At 72.2% G+C, this 19372-nt stretch carries 19 protein-coding genes; 10 read left to right on the top strand and 9 right to left on the bottom strand.

Annotation, left to right across the window (positions count from 1 at the left end; translation table 11 throughout):
• Positions 1-30: 30 nt before the first annotated feature.
• Genes AC4BGE_RS13190 through AC4BGE_RS13175 form a run of 4 tightly spaced genes read right to left on the bottom strand, consistent with a single transcriptional unit; the run spans position 31 to position 3712 of the window.
• Entirely contained in the window at positions 31-366 is a 336-nt protein-coding gene (locus AC4BGE_RS13190; protein WP_490571423.1) for a non-heme iron oxygenase ferredoxin subunit, read from the bottom strand.
• Positions 366-1553, bottom strand: coding sequence for a Fe-S cluster assembly protein SufD (gene sufD, locus AC4BGE_RS13185; protein WP_490575581.1), 1188 nt, complete (start codon positions 1551-1553; stop codon positions 366-368). The genes AC4BGE_RS13190 and sufD overlap by 1 nt, the downstream gene beginning before the upstream one ends.
• A 52-nt stretch (positions 1554-1605) precedes the next feature.
• A complete protein-coding gene (sufB, locus tag AC4BGE_RS13180; RefSeq protein ID WP_490571425.1) occupies positions 1606-3024 on the bottom strand; it encodes a Fe-S cluster assembly protein SufB in 1419 nt (472 codons plus the stop codon).
• A gap of 1 nt (position 3025) precedes the next feature.
• A complete protein-coding gene (locus AC4BGE_RS13175; RefSeq protein WP_490571426.1) occupies positions 3026-3712 on the bottom strand; it encodes a helix-turn-helix transcriptional regulator in 687 nt (228 codons plus the stop codon).
• 172 nt (positions 3713-3884) lie between these two features.
• On the opposite strand from AC4BGE_RS13175, the gene AC4BGE_RS13170 reads away from it, so the two are divergent.
• From AC4BGE_RS13170 to AC4BGE_RS13155, 4 genes are all read left to right on the top strand, one after another.
• Positions 3885-4619, top strand: coding sequence for a phosphatase PAP2 family protein (locus AC4BGE_RS13170; protein ID WP_490575580.1), 735 nt, complete (start codon positions 3885-3887; stop codon positions 4617-4619).
• A 62-nt stretch (positions 4620-4681) separates the two neighbouring features.
• Entirely contained in the window at positions 4682-5614 is a 933-nt protein-coding gene (locus tag AC4BGE_RS13165) for an ABC transporter ATP-binding protein (protein ID WP_490571428.1), read from the top strand.
• On the top strand, positions 5614-6384 hold the full coding sequence (locus tag AC4BGE_RS13160) for an ABC transporter permease (RefSeq protein ID WP_490571429.1): 771 nt from the start codon (positions 5614-5616) through the stop codon (positions 6382-6384). The genes AC4BGE_RS13165 and AC4BGE_RS13160 overlap by 1 nt, the downstream gene beginning before the upstream one ends.
• Before the next feature lie 5 nt (positions 6385-6389).
• Positions 6390-7328: a COX15/CtaA family protein gene (locus AC4BGE_RS13155; protein WP_490575579.1), complete on the top strand. Its 939-nt coding sequence runs from the start codon at positions 6390-6392 to the stop codon at positions 7326-7328.
• 168 nt (positions 7329-7496) lie between these two features.
• Here the strand turns inward: AC4BGE_RS13155 and AC4BGE_RS13150 are convergent, their stop codons facing one another.
• The gene (locus tag AC4BGE_RS13150) at positions 7497-8480 is read right to left on the bottom strand and encodes a heme o synthase (RefSeq protein ID WP_490571431.1); all 984 of its coding nucleotides are present in this window, start codon (positions 8478-8480) and stop codon (positions 7497-7499) included.
• Between the two features lie 118 nt (positions 8481-8598).
• Between AC4BGE_RS13150 and tkt the strand changes: the two genes are divergently transcribed.
• The 6 genes from tkt to pgl all read left to right on the top strand — a co-directional run bounded on the left by tkt (position 8599) and on the right by pgl (position 16695).
• Positions 8599-10725: a transketolase gene (gene tkt, locus AC4BGE_RS13145; RefSeq protein WP_490571432.1), complete on the top strand. Its 2127-nt coding sequence runs from the start codon at positions 8599-8601 to the stop codon at positions 10723-10725.
• A gap of 61 nt (positions 10726-10786) precedes the next feature.
• Positions 10787-11893 (top strand): transaldolase, encoded by a 1107-nt coding sequence (tal, locus tag AC4BGE_RS13140; RefSeq protein ID WP_490575578.1) that lies wholly within the window; start codon positions 10787-10789, stop codon positions 11891-11893.
• A complete protein-coding gene (locus AC4BGE_RS13135) occupies positions 11890-13527 on the top strand; it encodes a phosphoglucose isomerase-related protein (RefSeq protein WP_490575577.1) in 1638 nt (545 codons plus the stop codon). Before tal ends, AC4BGE_RS13135 begins: the two co-directional genes overlap by 4 nt.
• On the top strand, positions 13524-15050 hold the full coding sequence (zwf, locus tag AC4BGE_RS13130) for a glucose-6-phosphate dehydrogenase (RefSeq protein ID WP_490571435.1): 1527 nt from the start codon (positions 13524-13526) through the stop codon (positions 15048-15050). The genes AC4BGE_RS13135 and zwf overlap by 4 nt, the downstream gene beginning before the upstream one ends.
• Positions 15047-15958, top strand: a complete 912-nt coding sequence (locus tag AC4BGE_RS13125) for a glucose-6-phosphate dehydrogenase assembly protein OpcA (RefSeq protein WP_490575576.1) — start codon at positions 15047-15049, stop codon at positions 15956-15958. The genes zwf and AC4BGE_RS13125 overlap by 4 nt, the downstream gene beginning before the upstream one ends.
• Positions 15955-16695 carry a 6-phosphogluconolactonase gene (gene pgl, locus AC4BGE_RS13120; RefSeq protein ID WP_490575575.1) on the top strand — a complete coding sequence of 247 codons (741 nt, stop codon included), beginning with the start codon at positions 15955-15957 and terminating at the stop codon, positions 16693-16695. The genes AC4BGE_RS13125 and pgl overlap by 4 nt, the downstream gene beginning before the upstream one ends.
• Here pgl and AC4BGE_RS13115 read toward each other — a convergent pair.
• From AC4BGE_RS13115 to AC4BGE_RS13100, 4 genes are read right to left on the bottom strand one after another with little or no spacing between them, the layout of a single operon-like run.
• Complete coding sequence (locus AC4BGE_RS13115; protein ID WP_490571438.1) at positions 16692-17051, bottom strand: RNA polymerase-binding protein RbpA; 360 nt, start codon at positions 17049-17051, stop codon at positions 16692-16694. The genes pgl and AC4BGE_RS13115 overlap by 4 nt on opposite strands.
• Before the next feature lie 40 nt (positions 17052-17091).
• Positions 17092-17328, bottom strand: coding sequence for a preprotein translocase subunit SecG (gene secG, locus AC4BGE_RS13110; protein WP_490571439.1), 237 nt, complete (start codon positions 17326-17328; stop codon positions 17092-17094).
• 28 nt (positions 17329-17356) lie between these two features.
• Positions 17357-18151: a triose-phosphate isomerase gene (tpiA, locus tag AC4BGE_RS13105; protein ID WP_490571440.1), complete on the bottom strand. Its 795-nt coding sequence runs from the start codon at positions 18149-18151 to the stop codon at positions 17357-17359.
• 21 nt (positions 18152-18172) lie between these two features.
• Entirely contained in the window at positions 18173-19372 is a 1200-nt protein-coding gene (locus AC4BGE_RS13100; RefSeq protein WP_490571441.1) for a phosphoglycerate kinase, read from the bottom strand.

The raw sequence follows: 19372 nt of genomic DNA, 5'->3' as shown, positions 1-19372 counted from the left end.
GTCTCTCTACTCTCTGCTGAAGTCGGGGGGTCAGGACGGCGTGACGCCGTTGAGGGGGGTGGCCACGTCGACGTAGAGGTCGTCGCCGCGGACCTCGACCGAGAAGGTCGAGACCGGCTCGGTGGCCGGTGGGACCGTCGGCTTGCCGGTGCGGAGGTCGAAGCTGGAGCCGTGCAGCCAGCACTCGATCGCGCAGTCGGCCACGTCCCCCTCGGAGAGGGCGACGTGCCCGTGGGAGCAGACGTCGTGGAGGGCGAAGAACTCCTCGCCCTGGCGGACGAGGGCGACCTCGATGTCGTCGAGCGTCACCGCGAGCGCGCGGTCCTGCTCGACCTCGGCGACACCGCAGGCGCGCTGGAAGGCCATCAGAAGTGCTTCCCGGTGACGTTCTTGGCGAGCTCGGCCTCGACGACGGCGATGAGCCGCTCCTCGATCTCGGGGACGTCGACCTTGCGGATCAGGTCGTTGAAGAAGCCGTGGACGACGAGGCGCCGCGCCTCGGCCTCCTCGATCCCCCGCGAGCGCAGGTAGAAGAGCTGGTTGTCGTCGAAGCGACCGGTCGCCGAGGCGTGCCCGGCACCCTCGATCTCGCCGGTCTCGATCTCCAGGTTGGGCACCGAGTCGGCCTGGCAGCCGTCGGTGAGCACCAGGTTGCGGTTCTCCTCGTAGGTCTCGATCCCCTCGGCGACCTTGCGGATCAGGACGTTGCCGACCCAGACCGTGTGGGCCTTGTCGCCCTGGAGCGCACCCTTGTAGACCACGTGGCTCTTGGTCCGGGGCGCGGTGTGGTCGGCGAAGAGCCGGTGCTCGAGGTGCTGGCCGGCGTCGGCGAAGTAGAGGCCGAGCATCTCCGCGGACCCGCCGGGCCCGTCGTAGGTGACGTTGGCGTCCATCCGCACCACGTCGCCGCCGAAGGTGAGGGCGGCGTGCTTGTAGGAGGCGTCGCGACCCACCCGCGCCTGGGTGTGGGTGAGGTGGACCGCGTCGTCGGCCCAGTCCTGGACCGAGACGACCGTGACCTCGGCGCCGTCGCCGACCACGACCTCGACGACCTGGGCCAGCGTGGCGCTGCCGGTGTGGTTGAGCACCACGGTGGCCCGCGAGTGGCGGCCGAAGCGGAGCGCGACGTGGGCCGCCTCCTGCCCCTCGGCGCCGGTGCCGCGCACCTGCACCACCACGGGCTCGGGGACCTCGGCGTCGGCGGGCACGTCGACGAGCAGGGTGCTGGGCGTCTCGGCCAGCACCCGGGCGGTGAAGCGGCTGTTGGGCACCAGCCCGGAGGCACCCCGCAGGTCGCGGGCCTCGGGGCCCTCGACCCGCTCGACCCGCACGGGGTCGGGGGTGTTCCACTCCAGGGCGGTGGTGGGCGCGGCGAACGCGGCGTCGCCGTGCAGGTCGCGCAGTCGCTTCAGGGGGGTGAAGCGCCAGATCTCCTCGCGCCCGGTGGGCACGGGGTGGTCGGACACCTCGAAGGACCCCAGGGGGTGCAGGTGGCTCTCCACCCGGTCCATCTCGAGGGCGGACGCCACCCCTTCACGGGCGGTCTCGGTCACGGTCACAGGTTCTGCTTTCTACGTCGTTGCGGGGTCAGGCGGGAGGGGCCGGTCAGCCGACCGCACCCTCCATCTGCAGCTCGATCAGGCGGTTGAGCTCGAGGGCGTACTCCATCGGGAGCTCCTTGGCGATGGGCTCGACGAAGCCGCGGACGATCATCGCCATCGCCTCGTCCTGCTCCATGCCTCGCGACATCAGGTAGAAGAGCTGGTCGTCGGAGACCTTGGAGACGCTGGCCTCGTGGCCCATCGAGACGTCGTCCTCACGGATGTCGACGTACGGATAGGTGTCGGAGCGGCTGATCTGGTCGACCAGGAGCGCGTCGCACAGCACGTTGGACTTCGAGCCGTGGGCGCCCTCGTTGACCTGGATCAGGCCCCGGTAGGACGTCCGGCCGCCGCCACGGGCCACCGACTTGCTCAGGATGGAGCTGGAGGTGTGGGGCGCGGCGTGGACCATCTTGGCGCCGGCGTCCTGGTGCTGGCCCTCGCCGGCGAACGCGATCGAGAGGGTCTCGCCCTTCGCGTGCTCACCCATCAGGTAGATGGCCGGGTACTTCATGGTCACCTTGGAGCCGATGTTGCCGTCGACCCACTCCATCGTGGCGCCGGCCTCGCAGGTGGCCCGCTTGGTGACGAGGTTGTAGACGTTGTTCGACCAGTTCTGGATGGTCGTGTAGCGGCAGCGGCCGCCCTTCTTGACGATGATCTCGACCACCGCGGAGTGCAGGGAGTCCGAGCTGTAGATCGGCGCCGTGCAGCCCTCGACGTAGTGCACGTAGGCGTCCTCGTCGACGATGATCAGGGTCCGCTCGAACTGGCCCATGTTCTCGGTGTTGATCCGGAAGTAGGCCTGCAGCGGGATGTCGACGTGCACGCCCTTCGGCACGTAGATGAAGGAGCCGCCGGACCACACCGAGGTGTTGAGGGCCGAGAACTTGTTGTCGCCGACCGGGATGACGGTGCCGAAGTACTCGCGGAACAGCTCCTCGTGCTCGCGCAGCGCGGTGTCGGTGTCGACGAAGATGACACCCTGCTCCTCGAGGTCCTCGCGGATCGAGTGGTAGACCACCTCGGACTCGTACTGGGCGGCGACGCCGGAGACCAGGCGCTGCTTCTCCGCCTCGGGGATCCCGAGCTTGTCGTAGGTGTTCTTGATGTCCTCGGGCAGGTCGTCCCAGGTGGCGGCCTGCTTCTCGCTGGAGCGGACGAAGTACTTGATGTTGTCGAAGTCGATCGTCGACAGGTCCGACCCCCACGTGGGCATGGGCTTGCGGTGGAAGAGCTTGAGGCCCTTCAGCCGCTGGTCGAGCATCCACTGGGGCTCGGACTTCTTGGCCGAGATGTCGCGCACGACGTCCTCGTTGAGGCCCCTGCGGGCGGTGGAGCCGGCGTCGTCGCGGTCGGACCAGCCGAACTCGTAGCGCCCGATGCCCTTCAGCTCGGGGTTGAGCTCTTCGATGGAGGTCATGTCAGCCTTCCTTGCTCTGGGGGATGCAGGTGGTGCAGACACCGTCGCCGTGCGCGATGGTGGCAAGTCGTTGGACGTGCGTGCCGAGGACCTTGCTGATCGCCTCGGTCTCGGCCTCGCACAGCTGGGGGAACTCGTGGGCGACGTGGGCGACCGGGCAGTGCTGCTGGCACAGCTGGTCGAGGGAGCCGGCCACGGGGAGCTCCCGGACGTTGGCCGCGTAGCCCTGCGCGGAGAAGACCCGCGCCAGCGCCTCGGCCGGCCTCAGGCCGGGCTCGTCGGTGAGCACGGCCCGGTAGTCGCGCTCGATGAAGCCGGCGCGGCGCCGGGCGAAGTCACGCACCGCGTCCTCGCCACCGGTCTCCGACAGGTAGCGGAGGGCCTGGGCGGCGAGGTCGTCGTACTGCTGGTCGAACTGGTCGCGTCCACTCTCGGTCAACACGAAGACGCGCGCAGGTCTTCCCCGCCCGCGCTGCCCGTCGGCCCGCGGCAGCCGGGACTCCACGACCCCCTCCTGGACGAGCTGGTCCAGGTGGCGCCGGACCGCGGCGGAGGTCAGCTCCAGGCGGGCCGCCAGCGAGGCGGCCGTGGACGGTCCGTTCTCCAGGATCGACCGGACCACCCGAGCCCGGGTGGGCGCGTCCGCCACGGCACCGACGGTGCTGGGCGAGGTCCGGTCGAATTCCACAACGCAATTGTTACGTTAATGCGAAGTCGCTTTCAAAGAAGGTCACCCTAAGTGACTCCCGCCACATGTCGAGCGACCCTGGTGCCCGGGTGCCCGACTCCTCCACGATGGCAGGGGTGGAAGGGAGAGTGCCCATGGCGCACCGGCGCGCGGCACAGGACACGGTACGCCCGTGACCCGGTCCTCCCTGCTCTGGGTCGCCCGGCAGGCCGCCTGGGTCACCATCGCGATCCTGGTCTACTTCACCGTCCGCGGGCTGACCGTCGGCGCGGTGCCGGAGGCCGACGCGCACGCCTACGACCTCATCGCGCTCGAGCAGCGCCTGGGCCTGCACGTGGAGGCCCAGATCCAGGACCTGGTCGCACCCTGGGACTCGACCCGGACCCTGGCCAACTGGGTCTACATCTGGGGCCACTGGCCCGTGATCGTGCTCACCATGATCTGGCTGGCCGTCCTGCACCGGCACGTCTTCCTGCGGCTCCGGGACGCGATGCTGGTCTCCGGAGCGCTCGGGATGCTCATCGTCGCCCTCTACCCCGTCACTCCCCCGCGACTGCTCGACCTCGGGATGGCCGACACGGTGAGCGAGGAGTCCCGCGCCTACCGCTACCTCCAGCCCCCCGCCTTCACCAACCAGTACGCGGCCATGCCGAGCCTGCACACCGGCTGGGACCTGCTCGTCGGCATCGCCATCGTGACCGCGGCCGCCACCTTGTGGCTGCGGACGGTCGGGTTCGCCCTGCCGGTCCTGATGGGCCTGGCCGTGGTGGCGACGGCCAACCACTACGTCCTGGACGTGGTGGCCGGCGTGACGCTCGCGCTCCTCGGGCACGCCGCCGCCCTGCGGCTCGAGGCACGCCGTCACCGGCGGCGCAGCCAGCCCTTGGAGCCGGAGCGGGCGGGGTGAGCACCCCGGCCCGGACCGACCCGCGCGGGCCGCTGCCACGGGTCGGTTCCTAGACTGGTGGCGTGCCCACCTCCTCCGCCGCCGTCGAGGTCGACGGCTTGGTCATGAGGTACGGCGACAAGGTGGCGGTCGACGGCCTGTCGCTGCGCGTGGAGCGCGGCACGATCACCGCCGTCCTCGGCCCCAACGGCGCCGGCAAGACCACCACCCTGGAGACGTGCGAGGGCTACCGCCGGGCCCAGCAGGGCCGGGTCCGGGTGCTGGGTCTCGACCCCTACCGGGACCGGCGCGCCCTGCTGCCCCGGATCGGGGTGATGCTCCAGTCCGGCGGGGCCTGGTCCGGGGTGCGGGCCATGGAGATGCTGCGGCACGTCGCCGCCCTGCACCGCGACCCGATGGACGTCGACACGCTCGCCGAGCGGGTCGGTCTCGGGGACTGCGGCCGCACGCCCTACCGGCGGCTCTCCGGCGGCCAGCAGCAGCGGCTCGGCCTGGCGATGGCCCTGGTGGGACGGCCCGAGCTGGTCTTCGTCGACGAGCCGACGGCCGGGATGGACCCGCAGGCCCGCCGCGACACCTGGGACCTCCTCGACGACCTGAGGACGCACGGCGTCACGGTCGTGCTCACCACCCACCACATGGAGGAGGCCGAGCACCTCGCCGACCAGGTCCACATCGTCGACCGCGGCGTGCTCGTCTCCTCCGGCAGTCCGCTGGAGCTGATGCGGGGCGGGCGCACCACCATCCGGCTGGTCGTCACCCGACCCTTCCCCGACGGCGCACCCGAGTCGCTGCAGGCCGAGCTGGGCCCCGACACCGACGTCCGCCAGCTCGGGGCCCTCAGCATGTCGGTCTCCGGCACCGCGGACTCGCGGACCCTCGGCGTGGTCGCCCGCTGGTGCGAGGCCCACGCCGTGCTGCCCGAGTCGCTGACCCTGGGCCAGCGCACCCTCGAGGACGTCTTCCTCGAGCTGACCGGCCGGGGGCTGACCTGATGAGCACGCTCGACCTGCGTCCCGCCCCGGGAGCGGCGCCGCTGTGGCGCCAGGTCCTCGCCCAGGCGCGCATGGAGTCGCGGCTGATGCTCCGCAACGGCGAGCAGCTCCTGCTCGCCCTGGTCATCCCGGTCCTGGTGATGGTCGGCGGGGTCCGTGCCGCCGACCGGTTCGACCTCGGCTTCGACCGGCCGGTCATCGACGTGCTGGCGCCCGGCGTGCTCGCGCTCGCCGTCATGTCCACCTCCTTCACCTCGGTGGCGATCGCCACCGGCTTCGAACGCCGCTACGGCCTCATCAAGCGGCTCGGTGCCTCACCGCTCCCCCGGTACGGACTCCTCCTGGGCAAGGTCGGCGCGGTCCTCCTGGTCCAGGCGATGCAGCTGGTCGTGCTGGCCGGCGTCGCGCTGGCCATGGGCTGGCAGCCCGACCCGAGCGGGTGGTGGGCCGCGCTCCTCCTCCTGCTGCTGGGCACCGGCGCCTTCACCTCCTGGGGCCTGCTGGTCGCCGGCACCCTGCGCGCCGAGGCGACGCTGGCGGCCGCCAACCTGATCTACCTGCTGCTGCTCACCGGCGGCGCCGTCCTCCTCCCCGCCACCACGTACGGTGGATTCGGCGAGATCGTCGCGTGGCTCCCCTCCGGCGCCCTCGGTGAGGGAATGCGCGCCGCTCTGCTGGACGGCCGGGCAGACGGCTCGGCCATGCTCGTCCTGGTGGCCTGGGCGACGCTGGGCGCGGTGGCCACCGCACGCACCTTCAAGTGGGAGTGACCCGAATGACCCTGGCTCGTCTCGCCCCGTGGCTGTGGCCGCTGGCGATCGCCAACCTGCTGGCCAACATCGGCATCGTCGTCACCGGGGCGGCGGTGCGCCTCACCGGCTCCGGGCTCGGCTGCCCGACCTGGCCGCGCTGCACCGACGAGTCCTTCGTGGCCCACGGCGAGCTGGGCATCCACGGTGCGATCGAGTTCGGCAACCGACTGCTCACCTTCGTGCTGGCCGCGGTCGCCCTGCTCACCTTCCTGGCCGCCCTCGGGGCACAGCACCGCAAGGCGACGCGGCTCTCCTTCGTGGTCGGCCTGTCCATCCCGCTGCAGGCGGTGCTCGGCGGCATCACCGTGCTGACCGACCTGAACCCGTGGGTGGTCTCGCTCCACTTCCTGCTGTCGATGGCCATCGTCATGGTCTGCGTGGTCCTCCTCGACGACCTCCGCAGCCCCGACCGGGGCCCGGCGCCGCGACTCCACCGCTGGCTCGCCTTCGCCAACCTCGCCGTCGGCTGGGTGGTGCTCTACCTCGGCACCGTGGTGACCGGCGCCGGTCCGCACGCCGGGGACGACCACGCCCCGCGCAACGGCCTGGACCCCGCCGTGCTGTCCCAGGTCCACGCCGTCTCGGTCTACGTGCTGGTCGCGCTGACCGTGGCGCTCCTGGTCGCGGCGCTGCACGCCCGGATGCGCTGGCTCTCCCTGGTCACCGGCCTGGTGCTGGCCATCGAGCTGGCCCAGGGCGTGCTGGGCTGGGTGCAGTACTGGCTCGACCTGCCGATCGCGCTGGTCGCACTGCACATGCTGGGCGCCGGCCTGCTCGCGGCGGGCCTGGCGCGGATCACCTTGGCGGTCCTCCCCCACCGCTCCGAGGCGGAGCCGGCCGAGCACCCCGACCCGACCGCCCCGCCGCAGACCGAGGCCGCCACCACGCTCACCCCGCGCTGACCCCGCGCTGACCCCGCGCTGACCCCGCGCTCGGCCACGCGCTCGGCCACGCGCTGACCCCGGGCCGGCTCCGTGGTGGCTCCGTGGTGACTCCGTGGTGACTCCGTGCGTCGGGCCGCGGCGGGCGCGCCGGAGCCGGGGGCTGCACGCGGGCCGACCGGAGCGGGCTCAGAAGAGCAGCGGGTCTAGCGCCACGGCCACGAAGAGCAGCGACAGGTAGAGGTTGGAGTTGTGGAAGAGCCGCATCGGTGAGATGTCGGTGAGCTGGTCGGAGGCCTTGGCCCGGTTCCACATCCGGTGCGCCTCGAGCAGGAAGACCGCCCCGAGCACCGCGGCGACGACGGGGTAGACCGGACCGGTCCCGGCCGCCGGCCACAGCAGCATCGAGGTGGCCACCATCACCCAGCTGTAGAGAACGATCTGGCGGCCCACCTCGGCGGCGGGCTTGACCACCGGCAGCATCGGGACGTCGACGTTGGCGTAGTCCTCGCGGTAGCGCAGCGCCAGCGCCCAGGTGTGGGGCGGCGTCCAGAAGAAGACCACCATGAAGAGGATCAGCGGGGCCCAGTCGAGCTGCCCGGTGACCGCGGTCCAGCCGATGATGGTCGGGAAGCACCCGGCGATCCCGCCCCAGACGATGTTCTGGGTGGTGCGGCGCTTGAGGATCATCGTGTAGACGATCACGTAGAAGGCGTTGGCCAGCAGCGAGAGACCGGCGGAGAGCACGTTGACCCACACGGCCAGGACCACCGTGGAGAGAGCCGCCAGCACGGTGGCGAACACCAGCGCCGAGGCCGGGGTGACCACGTGCCGGGGCAGCGCCCGGCGACGGGTCCGACGCATCTGCTCGTCGATGTCGCGGTCGTAGACGCAGTTGTAGGCCGACGCCGAGCCCGCGCTCAGCGCCCCGCCGATCACGGTGGCGACCACCAGGCCCAGCGGCGGCACCCCGCGCGCGGCGAAGAACATCACCGGCACCGTGGTGAGCAGCAGCAGCTCGATCACCCGGGGCTTGGTGAGCCCGACGTAGGCCGCGAGCACGTCCTTGATCCCGGCGCGCGGCGCAGCCTCGCCCGGGGTCCGGGATCCGTCGGGAGACCGGTGGGGTCCGGACTGCTCGGCGTCAGGGGCCGAGTGGCCGACGTACGTCACGGAGATGAACCTCGGTTGAGTGGGGTACAGGCGGGGTCGAGTCTAGCCCGACCCCTGAGTAGGCTCGTGCCTGCCTATCGGCTCTGCCGAGTTGTTGAAGACGTTCGAAGGGAAGCACGTGACCGCACGGACCAAGGGATCCCCCGCTCTGGAGTGGACCGACCTCGACGACAGGGCTGTGGACACCGCCCGGGTCCTCGCGATGGATGCCGTCCAGAAGGTCGGCAACGGTCACCCCGGCACCGCGCTGAGCCTCGCGCCGGTGGCCTACCTGCTCTTCCAGAAGGTCATGCGCCACGACCCCGCGGACCCGAACTGGATCGCCCGGGACCGCTTCGTGCTCTCCTGCGGCCACACCAGCCTCACCCTCTACCTCCAGCTCTACCTGGCCGGCTTCGGCCTCGAGCTCGACGACCTCAAGGGGCTGCGCAGCTGGGGCTCCAAGACCCCCGGCCACCCCGAGTTCGGCCACACCGCCGGCGTGGAGACCACCACCGGCCCGCTCGGCCAGGGCGTCGCCAACGCCGTCGGCATGGCGATGGCCGCCCGCCGCCAGCGCGGCCTGCTGGACCCGGAAGCCGCCCCCGGCGAGTCGCTCTTCGACCACCACGTGTACTGCCTCGCCTCCGACGGCGACCTGCAGGAGGGCGTCAGCGCCGAGGCCTCCTCGCTCGCCGGACACCAGCAGCTGGGGAACCTCACGCTGATCTGGGACGACAACCAGATCTCCATCGAGGACGACACCGACGTGGCGTTCACCGAGGACGTCGCGCTGCGCTACGAGGCCTACGGCTGGCACGTGCAGACCGTCGACTGGGCCGGCGACCGCAGCGACCCGGACGTCTACCGCGAGGACGTCCAGGGGCTCTACGACGCCCTGGCGGCCGCCCGCGCGGTCACCGACCGGCCCAGCTTCATCAAGCTGCGCACCACCATCGCCTGGCCCGCGCCGAACGCGCGCGGCACCGGCGCCGCCCACGGCTCGGCCCTGGGCGCCGACGAGGTCGCCGCCACCAAGGAGATCCTCGGCTTCGACCCGGCCCGGACCTTCGAGGTGCCCGACGAGGTGCTCGCCCACACCCGGCAGGCACTCGAGCGGGGCAAGGCCGCCGGCGACGCCTGGGACGAGCAGTACGCCGCGTGGGCCGCGGCCAACCCCGAGCGGGACGCGCTGCTGCACCGGGTCAAGGAGCGCCGCCTGCCCGACGGCTGGGCCGACGCGCTGCCGTCCTGGGAGGCCGGCGCCGGCGTCGCCACCCGCAAGGCCTCCGGCGAGGTGATCAACGCCGTCGCCGGAGTGCTGCCCGAGCTCTGGGGCGGCTCCGCCGACCTGGCCGGGTCCAACAACACCACGATCAAGGGCGCGGCCTCGTTCAACCCGGTCACCCGCACCACCAGCACCTGGAAGGGCGAGCCCTACGGTCGGGTGCTCCACTTCGGCATCCGCGAGCACGCGATGGGCGCCATCATGAACGGGATCACGCTGCACGGCGGCACCCGCGTCTTCGGCGGCACCTTCCTGCAGTTCGCCGACTACATGCGTCCCGCCGTCCGGCTGGCCGCGATGATGCAGGCGCCGGTGATCTACGTCTGGACCCACGACTCCATCGGCCTCGGTGAGGACGGGCCCACCCACCAGCCGATCGAGCACCTCGCGGCGCTCCGCGCGATCCCCGGTCTCGACGTGGTCCGTCCGGCCGACGCCAACGAGACCGCGGCCGCCTGGAAGGCCGTGCTGGAGAACACCGACCGCCCGGCCGGGCTCTGCCTGACCCGCCAGGACGTCCCCGTGCTCCCCCGCGGCGTGGTCGACGGCGAGCACTGGGCCGGCACCGACGACGTCGCCAAGGGCGGCTACGTGCTCCTCGACGCCGAGGGCGGCCAGCCCGACGTGGTGCTGGTCGCGACCGGCTCGGAGGTCCAGCTCGCGGTCGAGGCGCGGGCCACGCTGGCCGAGCAGGGCGTCCGCGCCCGCGTCGTCTCGATGCCGTGCCGTGAGTGGTTCGACGCCCAGAACCAGGCGTACCGAGACGCGGTGATCCCGCCCATCGTCAAGGCGCGGGTCAGCGTCGAGGCGGGGATCTCCCAGGGCTGGCGCGACGTGGTCGGCGACGCGGGACGGATCGTCTCGCTCGAGCACTACGGCGCCAGCGCCGACTACACCCGGCTCTACCAGGAGTTCGGGATGACGGCCGCGGCCGTCGTCACCGCAGCGCTCGACAGCATCGCCGCCGCGGAGGCCTGACCGCAGCGATCCAGGCACCGCACCTGGCACCGACCAGCGACCCACACCGGAGGCACACCACATGTCCGAACGTCTGAAGTCCCTGGCCGAGGCCGGGGTCTCGATCTGGCTCGACGACCTCTCCCGGGAGCGTCTCGAGACCGGCAACCTCGCCGAGCTGGTCGCCGGGTCCTCCGTCACGGGTGTCACCACGAACCCGTCGATCTTCGCGGCCGCACTGGCCGACGGGGAGCGCTACGACGGGGCCGTCCGCAGGCTCGCCGCGGACGGCGCCGACGTCGACGCGACGGTCTTCGCCCTGACCACCGCCGACGTCCGGGACGCCTGCGACCTGCTGCGGCCGGTCTGGGAGGCCACCGACGGGGTCGACGGTCGCGTCTCCATCGAGGTCGCGCCCACCCTGGCCTTCGACACCGAGGCCACGGTGGCCTCGGCCAAGGAGCTGTGGACGGAGGTGGACCGGGAGAACCTGCTGGTCAAGATCCCCGCGACGACCGAGGGCGGCCCGGCCATCACCGCGGCGCTGGGCGAGGGGATCAGCGTCAACGTCACGCTGATCTTCGGCCTGGCCCGCTACCAGGAGGTGATGGAGGCCTACGCCGCCGGGCTGGAGCTGGCCCGCGACAACGGGCACGACCTCTCCCGGATCCACTCCGTGGCCTCCTTCTTCGTCTCCCGGGTCGACACCGAGGTCGACAAGCGGCTGGAGGCGGCCGGGGCCGACCCCTCGCTCTTCGGCCGCGCCGGGGTCGCCAACGCGCGGCTCGCGCACCAGGCCTTCCAGGAGTTCTTCACCAGCGAGCGCTGGGCCGCCCTGGCCGAGGCCGGAGCGCGGCGGCAGCGACCGTTGTGGGCCTCGACCGGGGTCAAGAACCCCGACTACCGCGACACCATGTACGTCACCGACCTGGTGGTGCCCGGCACCGTCAACACGATGCCGGAGAAGACCCTGGAGGCCTTCGCCGACCACGGCGAGGTGCTCGGCGACCAGGTCACCACCCAGTACGACGACGCCGAGGCCACGATGGGCTCGCTCGCCGAGGCCGGTGTCGTCTACGACGACGTGATCGCGGTCCTGGAGAAGGAGGGCGTCGACAAGTTCCTCGCCTCCTGGCAGGAGCTGCTCGACACCGTCCAGGGCCAGCTCGACCAGGCCGGTCGCTCGTGAGCGGCGCGGGCCTCGAGGCCACCGGGGTGTCCCTGAGCCTGGGACTGGCCAATCCCGAGGCGTTCGACGCGGTCCTCGGCGACCTGGTCGCCGGTCGGGTCGCCAGCCGCCTCGCCGCGCAGGACCCGGCCCTGTGGGGCGAGGCCGCCGAGGAGGAGGCCGCCAAGCGGCTGGCCTGGGTCGACCTGCCGGTCACCTCCGCCCCCGTCGTGGCCGAGGCCGAGGCGCTCCGCGACGAGCTGCGCGGCCGCGGCCTCGACCGGGTCGTGCTGTGCGGCATGGGCGGCTCGTCCCTGGCTCCCGAGGTGATCTGCGCGGCCGCCGGCGTCGAGCTGACGGTCGTCGACTCCTCCGATCCGGACTTCGTCCGCCGCGCCCTGGAGACCGACATCGCGCGCACGGTCGTCGTCGTCAGCTCCAAGTCGGGTGGCACCGTCGAGACCGACAGCCAGAAGCGGGCCTTCGAGAAGGCCTTCGCCGATGCCGGGATCGATCCCGCCGAGCGCCTCGTGGTGGTGACCGACCCGGGCTCTCCCCTCGACGTCGCCGCCACCGAGGCCGGCTACCGGGTCTTGCGCTCCGACCCCGACGTCGGCGGGCGCTTCTCCGCGCTGACCGCCTTCGGCCTGGTCCCGAGCGCGCTGGCCGGGGCCGACGTCGGCGCCCTGCTCTCCGAGGCCGAGGCCCTGCGTCCCGCGCTGGCGGTCGACGAGGTGGCCAACCCGGCCCTGCGCCTGGGCGCCCTGCTGGGGCTGACGGCGACCCGCGACGTCGACAAGCTGGTGCTCGCCGACGGCGGCTCCGCCTACCCCGGGTTCGGCGACTGGGTCGAGCAGCTCGTCGCGGAGTCCACCGGCAAGGACGGCAAGGGCATCCTCCCGGTGGTGGTGGAGCGGATGCAGACCCCCAACTGGACCCCGTCCACCGAGGACTCGCTCCTGGTCAGCTTCGGCCCCGCGCAGGGTGAGTGGCCCGCGACCTCCGGCTGGTCGGCCGCCGTCGACGGGCCGTTGGGCGCCCAGCTGCTGCTGTGGGAGACCGCCACCGCCGTCGCCGGCGGCGTGATCGGCATCAACCCCTTCGACCAGCCCGACGTGGAGAGCGCGAAGTCCGCGGCCCGCGAGATGCTCGAGGGCTCCTCCGACTCCCCGGCGCCGGCCTTCGTCGACGGGGCGGTGACGGTCTTCGCCTCGCCGGGGTGGCTGCCGGAGGGGACCAGCACGGTGGCCGACGCCGTGGCGGCCCTGCTCGCCCAGGTCGACGAGGAGCGCGGCTACCTGGCCGTCCAGGCCTACCTTGACCGCCTCCGCGACGTGGCTCTGCTCCCGGTGCGCCCCGCGCTGGCGACCCGCACCGGCCGGCCGGTGACCTTCGGGTGGGGGCCGCGCTTCCTGCACTCCACCGGCCAGTACCACAAGGGCGGGCCCACCACCGGGGCCTTCCTCCAGGTCACGACCCAGCCCGAGGCCGACCTGGCCGTCCCGGGACGCCCCTTCACCTTCCACGAGTTCCTGCTGGCCCAGGCCGTCGGCGACGCTCAGGTGCTCGCCGCGAAGGGCTCCCCGGTGCTGCGCCTGCACCTGGCCTCCCCCGCCGACCTGGCCGCGCTGGTGACCGTGCTGGCCCCGTCGTGAGCGCAGAGCGGCACAACCCGCTGCGCGACCCGCGGGACCGGAGGCTCCCGCGGATCGCCGGACCCTGCAGCATGGTGCTCTTCGGGGTCACCGGGGACCTGTCGCGCAAGAAGATCATGCCGGCCGTCTACGACCTGGCCAACCGAGGTCTGCTGCCCCCGGGCTTCAGCCTCGTCGGCTTCGCCCGCCGCGAGTGGGAGGACCAGGACTTCGCCGAGATCGTCCGGGACGCCGTCCGTGAGCACGCGCGCACGGAGTTCCGCCAGGAGGTGTGGGACCAGCTCGCCGACGGCTTCCGGTTCGTCCCCGGCGAGTTCGACGACGACGTGGCCTTCGACCTGCTCCGCAACACCCTGCAGCTGCTCGACCAGGAGCGCGGCACGGGGGGCAACCACGCCTTCTACCTCGCGATCCCCCCGGGCCTGTTCGGCGACGTGGTCACCCAGCTCCAGAAGCACGGTCTCGCCGAGAGCACCAGCTCGTGGCGGCGAGTGGTGGTGGAGAAGCCGTTCGGGCACGACCTGGCCTCGGCCCGCGAGCTCAACCAGGTCCTGGACCGGGTCTTCCCGTCCGGCTCGGTCTTCCGCATCGACCACTACCTGGGCAAGGAGACCGTCCAGAACGTCCTGGCGCTGCGGTTCGCCAACTCGATGTTCGAGCCCCTGTGGAACTCCCACTACGTCGACCACGTGCAGATCACCATGGCCGAGGACATCGGGATCGGTGGCCGTGCCGGCTACTACGACGGCATCGGCGCGGCCCGCGACGTGATCCAGAACCACCTCCTCCAGCTCATGGCCCTGGTGGCGATGGAGGAGCCCCGGTCGTTCGAGGCGGAGTCCCTGCGGGTCGAGAAGGAGAAGCTGCTCTCCTCGGTCGTCCTGCCCCGGTCGCTGACCCGCTCCACGGCCCGGGGGCAGTACGCCGAGGGCTGGGCGGGCGGGGAGAAGGTCCCCGGCTTCCTCCAGGAGGAAGGCATCCCGGCCGACTCCACCACCGAGACCTATGCCGCGGTCACCCTCCAGGTGGAGAACCGGCGCTGGGCCGGGGTGCCGTTCTACCTGCGCGCCGGCAAGCGGCTGGGGCGCCGGGTGACCGAGGTGGCGGTGGTCTTCAAGCGGGTGCCGCACGTGCCCTTCGGCAAGCACTCCACCGAGGAGCTGACCCAGAACGCCCTGGTGATCCGGGTGCAGCCCGACGAGGGCCTGACCGTGCGCTTCGGCTCGAAGGTGCCGGGGACCTCGATGGAGATCCGGGACGTGTCCATGGACTTCGTCTACGGCGGCACCTTCACCGAGACCTCCCCGGAGGCTTACGAGCGGCTGATCCTCGACGTGCTGCTCGGCGACCCACCGCTCTTCCCCCGCCACGAGGAGGTCGAGCTGTCCTGGAAGATCCTCGACCCGATCATCGCGCACTGGGCCCGGAAGGGCGCGCCGGAGGCCTACGAGTCCGGCACCTGGGGCCCGCCCTCGGCCGACGAGATGCTGGCCCGCGACGGACGGACCTGGAGGCGACCGTGATCGAGCTGAAGGACACCACCGCCTCGGCCATCTCCGCGGAGCTCATGCGCCAGCGCGCCCTGTCGGGCAGCCCCGCCATGGGCATGGTGATGACCCTGATCGTGGTGGCTCCCGAGGACCACGCCGAGCAGGCGATGAAGGACGTCCAGCACGCCTCCCACGAGCATCCCGCGCGGGTGCTGGGGGTGATCCTGGGGAGCACCCGGGGCGCCTCCCGGGTCGACGCCAGGCTCGGCATCGGTGCCGGGTGGAGCGGCGAGACGGCGCTGATCCGCCTCAGTGGCGAGGTGGTGGAGCACGACGAGTCGGTGGTGCTGCCGCTCCTCCTGCCCGACTCCCCCGTGGCCGTGTGGTGGCCGGTCGACGCCCCGCCCGACCCGGCGGGCGACCGGCTCGGCGCCCTGGCGCAGCGGCGGATCACCGACACCGCAGCCGTCAGCCGGGGCAAGCAGCGCGCCCTCGCCGAGCAGTGCCTCGCCTACACCCGGGGCAACACCGACCTCGCGTGGACCCGGCTGACGCCCTGGCGGGCGCTGCTGGCCGCCGCCCTCGACCAGTTCCCGGCCAGGGTCACCGGCGCCTCGGTCACCGCGGAGCGGATCAGCCCCTCGGCCGAGCTGATGATCGCCTGGCTCTCCAGCCGGCTCGGCGTCGACGTGGCCCGACACCGGTCCCAGGGTCCGGGGATCACCGAGGTGGTGCTGGAGACACGGCAGGGCCCGGTGCGGATCACCCGCCCCGACGGCAAGCACGGCACCCTCTCCACGCCCGGCTCCCCGGACCGCCCGGTCGCGCTGCCGCTGCGCCCCGTGCCGGAGCTGCTGGCCGAGGAGCTGCGCCGGCTCGACGAGGACGACATCTACGCCGAGACGGTGGCCCACCTGGCCGAGCGCGAGGGGCCGCGATGAGCGCGCGGGGCGATCTCGAGGTGGCCCCGGACGCCGCCTCGCTGGCCGGCGAGGTCGCCAGCAGGCTCCTGGCCAGGCTCGAGGAGCTGCAGGCGGCCGGGCGCGACCCCAGGGTGTGCCTCACCGGTGGGTCGATCGCCGACCTCGTCCACCGTGAGGTGGCGCGTCGCACGGACGCCCCGGTCGACTGGTCCCGGGTCTCGTTCTGGTGGGGCGACGAGCGGTTCGTGGCCGGCGCCTCCGAGGACCGCAACGCCCTCCAGGCACGCCGCGCCATGCTGGACCACCTCGGGGTCGACCCCCGTCGGGTGCACGAGGTGCCGTCGGCCGACGACGTCGCCGACGTCGCGGCCGCCGCGGAGGCCTACGCCGGCATGCTCGACGAGCTCGGTCCTGCCGGCTTCGACCTGGTCATGCTCGGCGTGGGCCCGGACGGGCACGTCGCCTCGCTCTTCCCGGGCCACCCCGGGCTCGATGTCCGGTCGCACAGCACCGTCGCCGTCACCGACTCCCCCAAGCCGCCGCCCCGACGCGTCAGCCTCACCTTCGAGGCGCTCAACCGTGCCGATGCGGTCTGGTTCCTCGCCAGCGGCGAGTCGAAGGCCGCGGCGGTGGCGGCGGCCCGCAGCACGGGGCCGCTCGCCGAGTGCCCGGCCCGCGGAGTGCGGGGGCGACAGGAGACGTTGTGGCTCCTCGACGAGGCCGCGGCCTCGCCCGGCCGCGACGGCGTGGCCTAGAAGATGACGTCGCCCGACTTGCGCCGGCTGCGCAGCAGCTGCACGGCCTCGTTGAGGATGTCGGCCGCCTCCGCGTCGGAGCGCCGCTCCTTCACGTAGGCCAGGTGCGTCTTGTAGGGCTCGATCTTGGGCGGCGGCGGCGGGTTGTCCCGGTCCATGCTGGCCGGCAGGCCGCACTTCGGGCAGTCCCACGCCTCCGGTGCGATCGCCTCGACGGCGAAGGTCACCACCGAGCGGTGTGCGTGCGAGCAGAAGTAGGTGACCGCCTGACGCGGCGCCGCCTCCCCCCGTTCGGCCTCTCCCATCGGCCCTGCCCCGACCCGACTACCCCGGATCGCGCTTCCTCCACCAGCCATCTCTGTCCCTCCCAGAAGAGAAATGAAGCTATTTACATGTTCAGGATCCGTACGCCATCAGCAGTCCGAGCGCCACGATGCAGGCGAACCAGACGACTCCCACTCCGACGGTGAACCGGTCCAGGTTGCGCTCGGCCACCGAGGAGCCGCCGAGGGTGCTGGACATGCCACCACCGAACATGTCGGACATGCCGCCCCCACGCCCCTTGTGCAGCAGCACCAGGAGGATGAGGATCAGGCTCGTCAGGATGAGCAGGGACTGAAAGAGCAGAATCACGAGGGCAGCCTACGTCAGTCGGGGGTGATCAGAGGACAGGCATGTCATGGAAACGGCAGATGCCGCCGAACTCGTCGGCCTGGAGGCTCGCTCCGCCGACCAGCGCACCGTCGACGTCGGGCTTCTCCATGATGCCGGCCACGTTGGCCGCCTTCACCGAACCGCCGTACAGGATCCGGCAGCCGTCGGCCGCCTCGTCGCCGTAGCGCTCCCGCAGCCGCTCCCGGATGGCTCCGCAGACCTCCTGCGCGTCCTCGGGCGTGGCCACCTCCCCGGTGCCGATGGCCCAGACGGGCTCGTAGGCCACGACCAGCCCGGCGACCTGCTCGGGCGAGAAGCCCGCGAGCGAGCCCTCGACCTGGCTCAGCGTGTGCTCGACGTGCCGGCCGGCCTGGCGGACCTCGAGCCCCTCCCCGACGCAGACGATCGGCGTCATCCCCGCCTCGAGGGCCCGGTGGGCCTTGGCGTTGACCGTCTCGTCCGACTCGTGGTGGTCCTGGCGACGCTCCGAGTGGCCCACCACCACGTAGGAGCAGCCGAGCTTGGCCAGCATCCCGGCGGAGATGTCGCCGGTGTGGGCGCCGCTCTCGTGCACCGAGACGTCCTGGGCGCCGTACTTCAGCTGGAGCCGGTCGCCGTCCACCAGCGTCTGCACCGAGCGCAGGTCGGTGAACGGCGGGACGACGACGACCTCGACCCGGGAGAAGTCGTGCTTCTTGTCCGACAGCGTCCAGGCGAGCTTCTGGACCAGGACCACCGCCTCCTGGTGGTTGAGGTTCATCTTCCAGTTCCCCGCCATCAGCGGGGTGCGGGTGGGAGCCATCAGCAGGGTTCCTTGTCGTCGTCAGCGTTCGAGCACGGAGATGCCGGGGAGGTCCTTGCCCTCGAGGAACTCCAGGCTGGCCCCTCCACCGGTGGAGATGTGGCCGAAGGCGGCCTCGTCGAAGCCCAGGGCGCGCACCGCGGCGGCGGAGTCCCCGCCACCGACGACCGAGAGCCCCTGGACCCGGGTCAGCGCCTCGGCCACGGTGCGGGTGCCCTCGGCGAAGGCCGGCACCTCGAAGACCCCCATGGGGCCGTTCCAGAAGACGGTCCGGGCGTCGGCCAGGGCCGCGGCGAAGGCCGCCGCGGACTCCGGGCCGATGTCGAGACCCAGCGCGTCGGCCGGGATCTCGGCGGCCGGCACCACCACCGGCTGGGGCTCGCGGTCCCCGGAGGGGAACGCGGTGTCCACCACGATGTCGGTGGGCAGCACCAGCTCGACCCCGCGCTCGGCGGCCTCGGCGAGGTAGCGCCGACAGGTGTCGAGCTGGTCCTCCTCCAGCAGGCTCCTGCCCACCTCGTGGCCCTGGGCCTTGAGGAAGGTGAAGACCATCCCGCCGCCGATCAGCAGCCGGTCGGCCTTGTCGAGCAGGTTGTCGATCACGCCCAGCTTGTCCGAGACCTTGGACCCGCCCAGCACCACCACGTAGGGGCGCTCGGGATCCACGGTCAGTCGGCGCAGCACCTCGATCTCGGACTCGACCAGACCGCCCATGGCGCTCGGCAGGCGGGTCGCCACGTCGTAGACGCTCGCCTGCTTGCGGTGGACCACGCCGAAGCCGTCCGAGACGTAGGCGTCGGCGAGGCTCGCCAGCTCGTCGGCGAAGGCACCCCGCACGGCGTCGTCCTTGCTGGTCTCGCCCTCGTTGAAGCGGAGGTTCTCCAGCAGGGCCACGTCGCCGTCCCCGAGCGAGGCCACCACACGCCGGGCGCTCGGCCCGACCGTGTCCTCGGCGAAGGAGACGGGGCGCCCGAGCAGCTCAGCGAGCCGCGCCGCCACCGGACCCAGCGAGTAGGCCGGGTCCGGTGCGCCCTTGGGGCGGCCGAGGTGCGCGGTCACCACGACCCGGGCGCCCGCGTCGCTGAGCTTGCGGATCGTCGGCACGCTCGCCCGGATCCGGCCGTCGTCGGTGATCCGGCCTTCGTCCAGGGGGACGTTCAGGTCCGAACGGACCAGGACCCGCCGGCCCCGCAGGTCGCCTAGCGTCTCGAGTCCCGACAC

The sequence above is a fragment of the Nocardioides sp. Z50_6 genome, assembly GCF_058215755.1.
This window is presented reverse-complemented; position numbering and strand designations above follow the sequence as displayed.

Excerpts from the sequence above, each read along its gene's own strand:
- AC4BGE_RS13190 (WP_490571423.1), bottom strand. The coding sequence starts at position 366 with ATGGCCTTCCAGCGCGCCTGCGGTGTCGCCGAGGTCGAGCAGGACCGC.
- sufB (WP_490571425.1), bottom strand. The coding sequence starts at position 3,024 with ATGACCTCCATCGAAGAGCTCAACCCCGAGCTGAAGGGCATCGGGCGC.
- AC4BGE_RS13160 (WP_490571429.1), top strand. The coding sequence starts at position 5,614 with ATGAGCACGCTCGACCTGCGTCCCGCCCCGGGAGCGGCGCCGCTGTGG.
- AC4BGE_RS13155 (WP_490575579.1), top strand. The coding sequence starts at position 6,390 with ATGACCCTGGCTCGTCTCGCCCCGTGGCTGTGGCCGCTGGCGATCGCC.
- tal (WP_490575578.1), top strand. The coding sequence starts at position 10,787 with ATGTCCGAACGTCTGAAGTCCCTGGCCGAGGCCGGGGTCTCGATCTGG.
- pgl (WP_490575575.1), top strand. The coding sequence starts at position 15,955 with ATGAGCGCGCGGGGCGATCTCGAGGTGGCCCCGGACGCCGCCTCGCTG.
- AC4BGE_RS13115 (WP_490571438.1), bottom strand. The coding sequence starts at position 17,051 with ATGGCTGGTGGAGGAAGCGCGATCCGGGGTAGTCGGGTCGGGGCAGGG.
- tpiA (WP_490571440.1), bottom strand. The coding sequence starts at position 18,151 with ATGGCTCCCACCCGCACCCCGCTGATGGCGGGGAACTGGAAGATGAAC.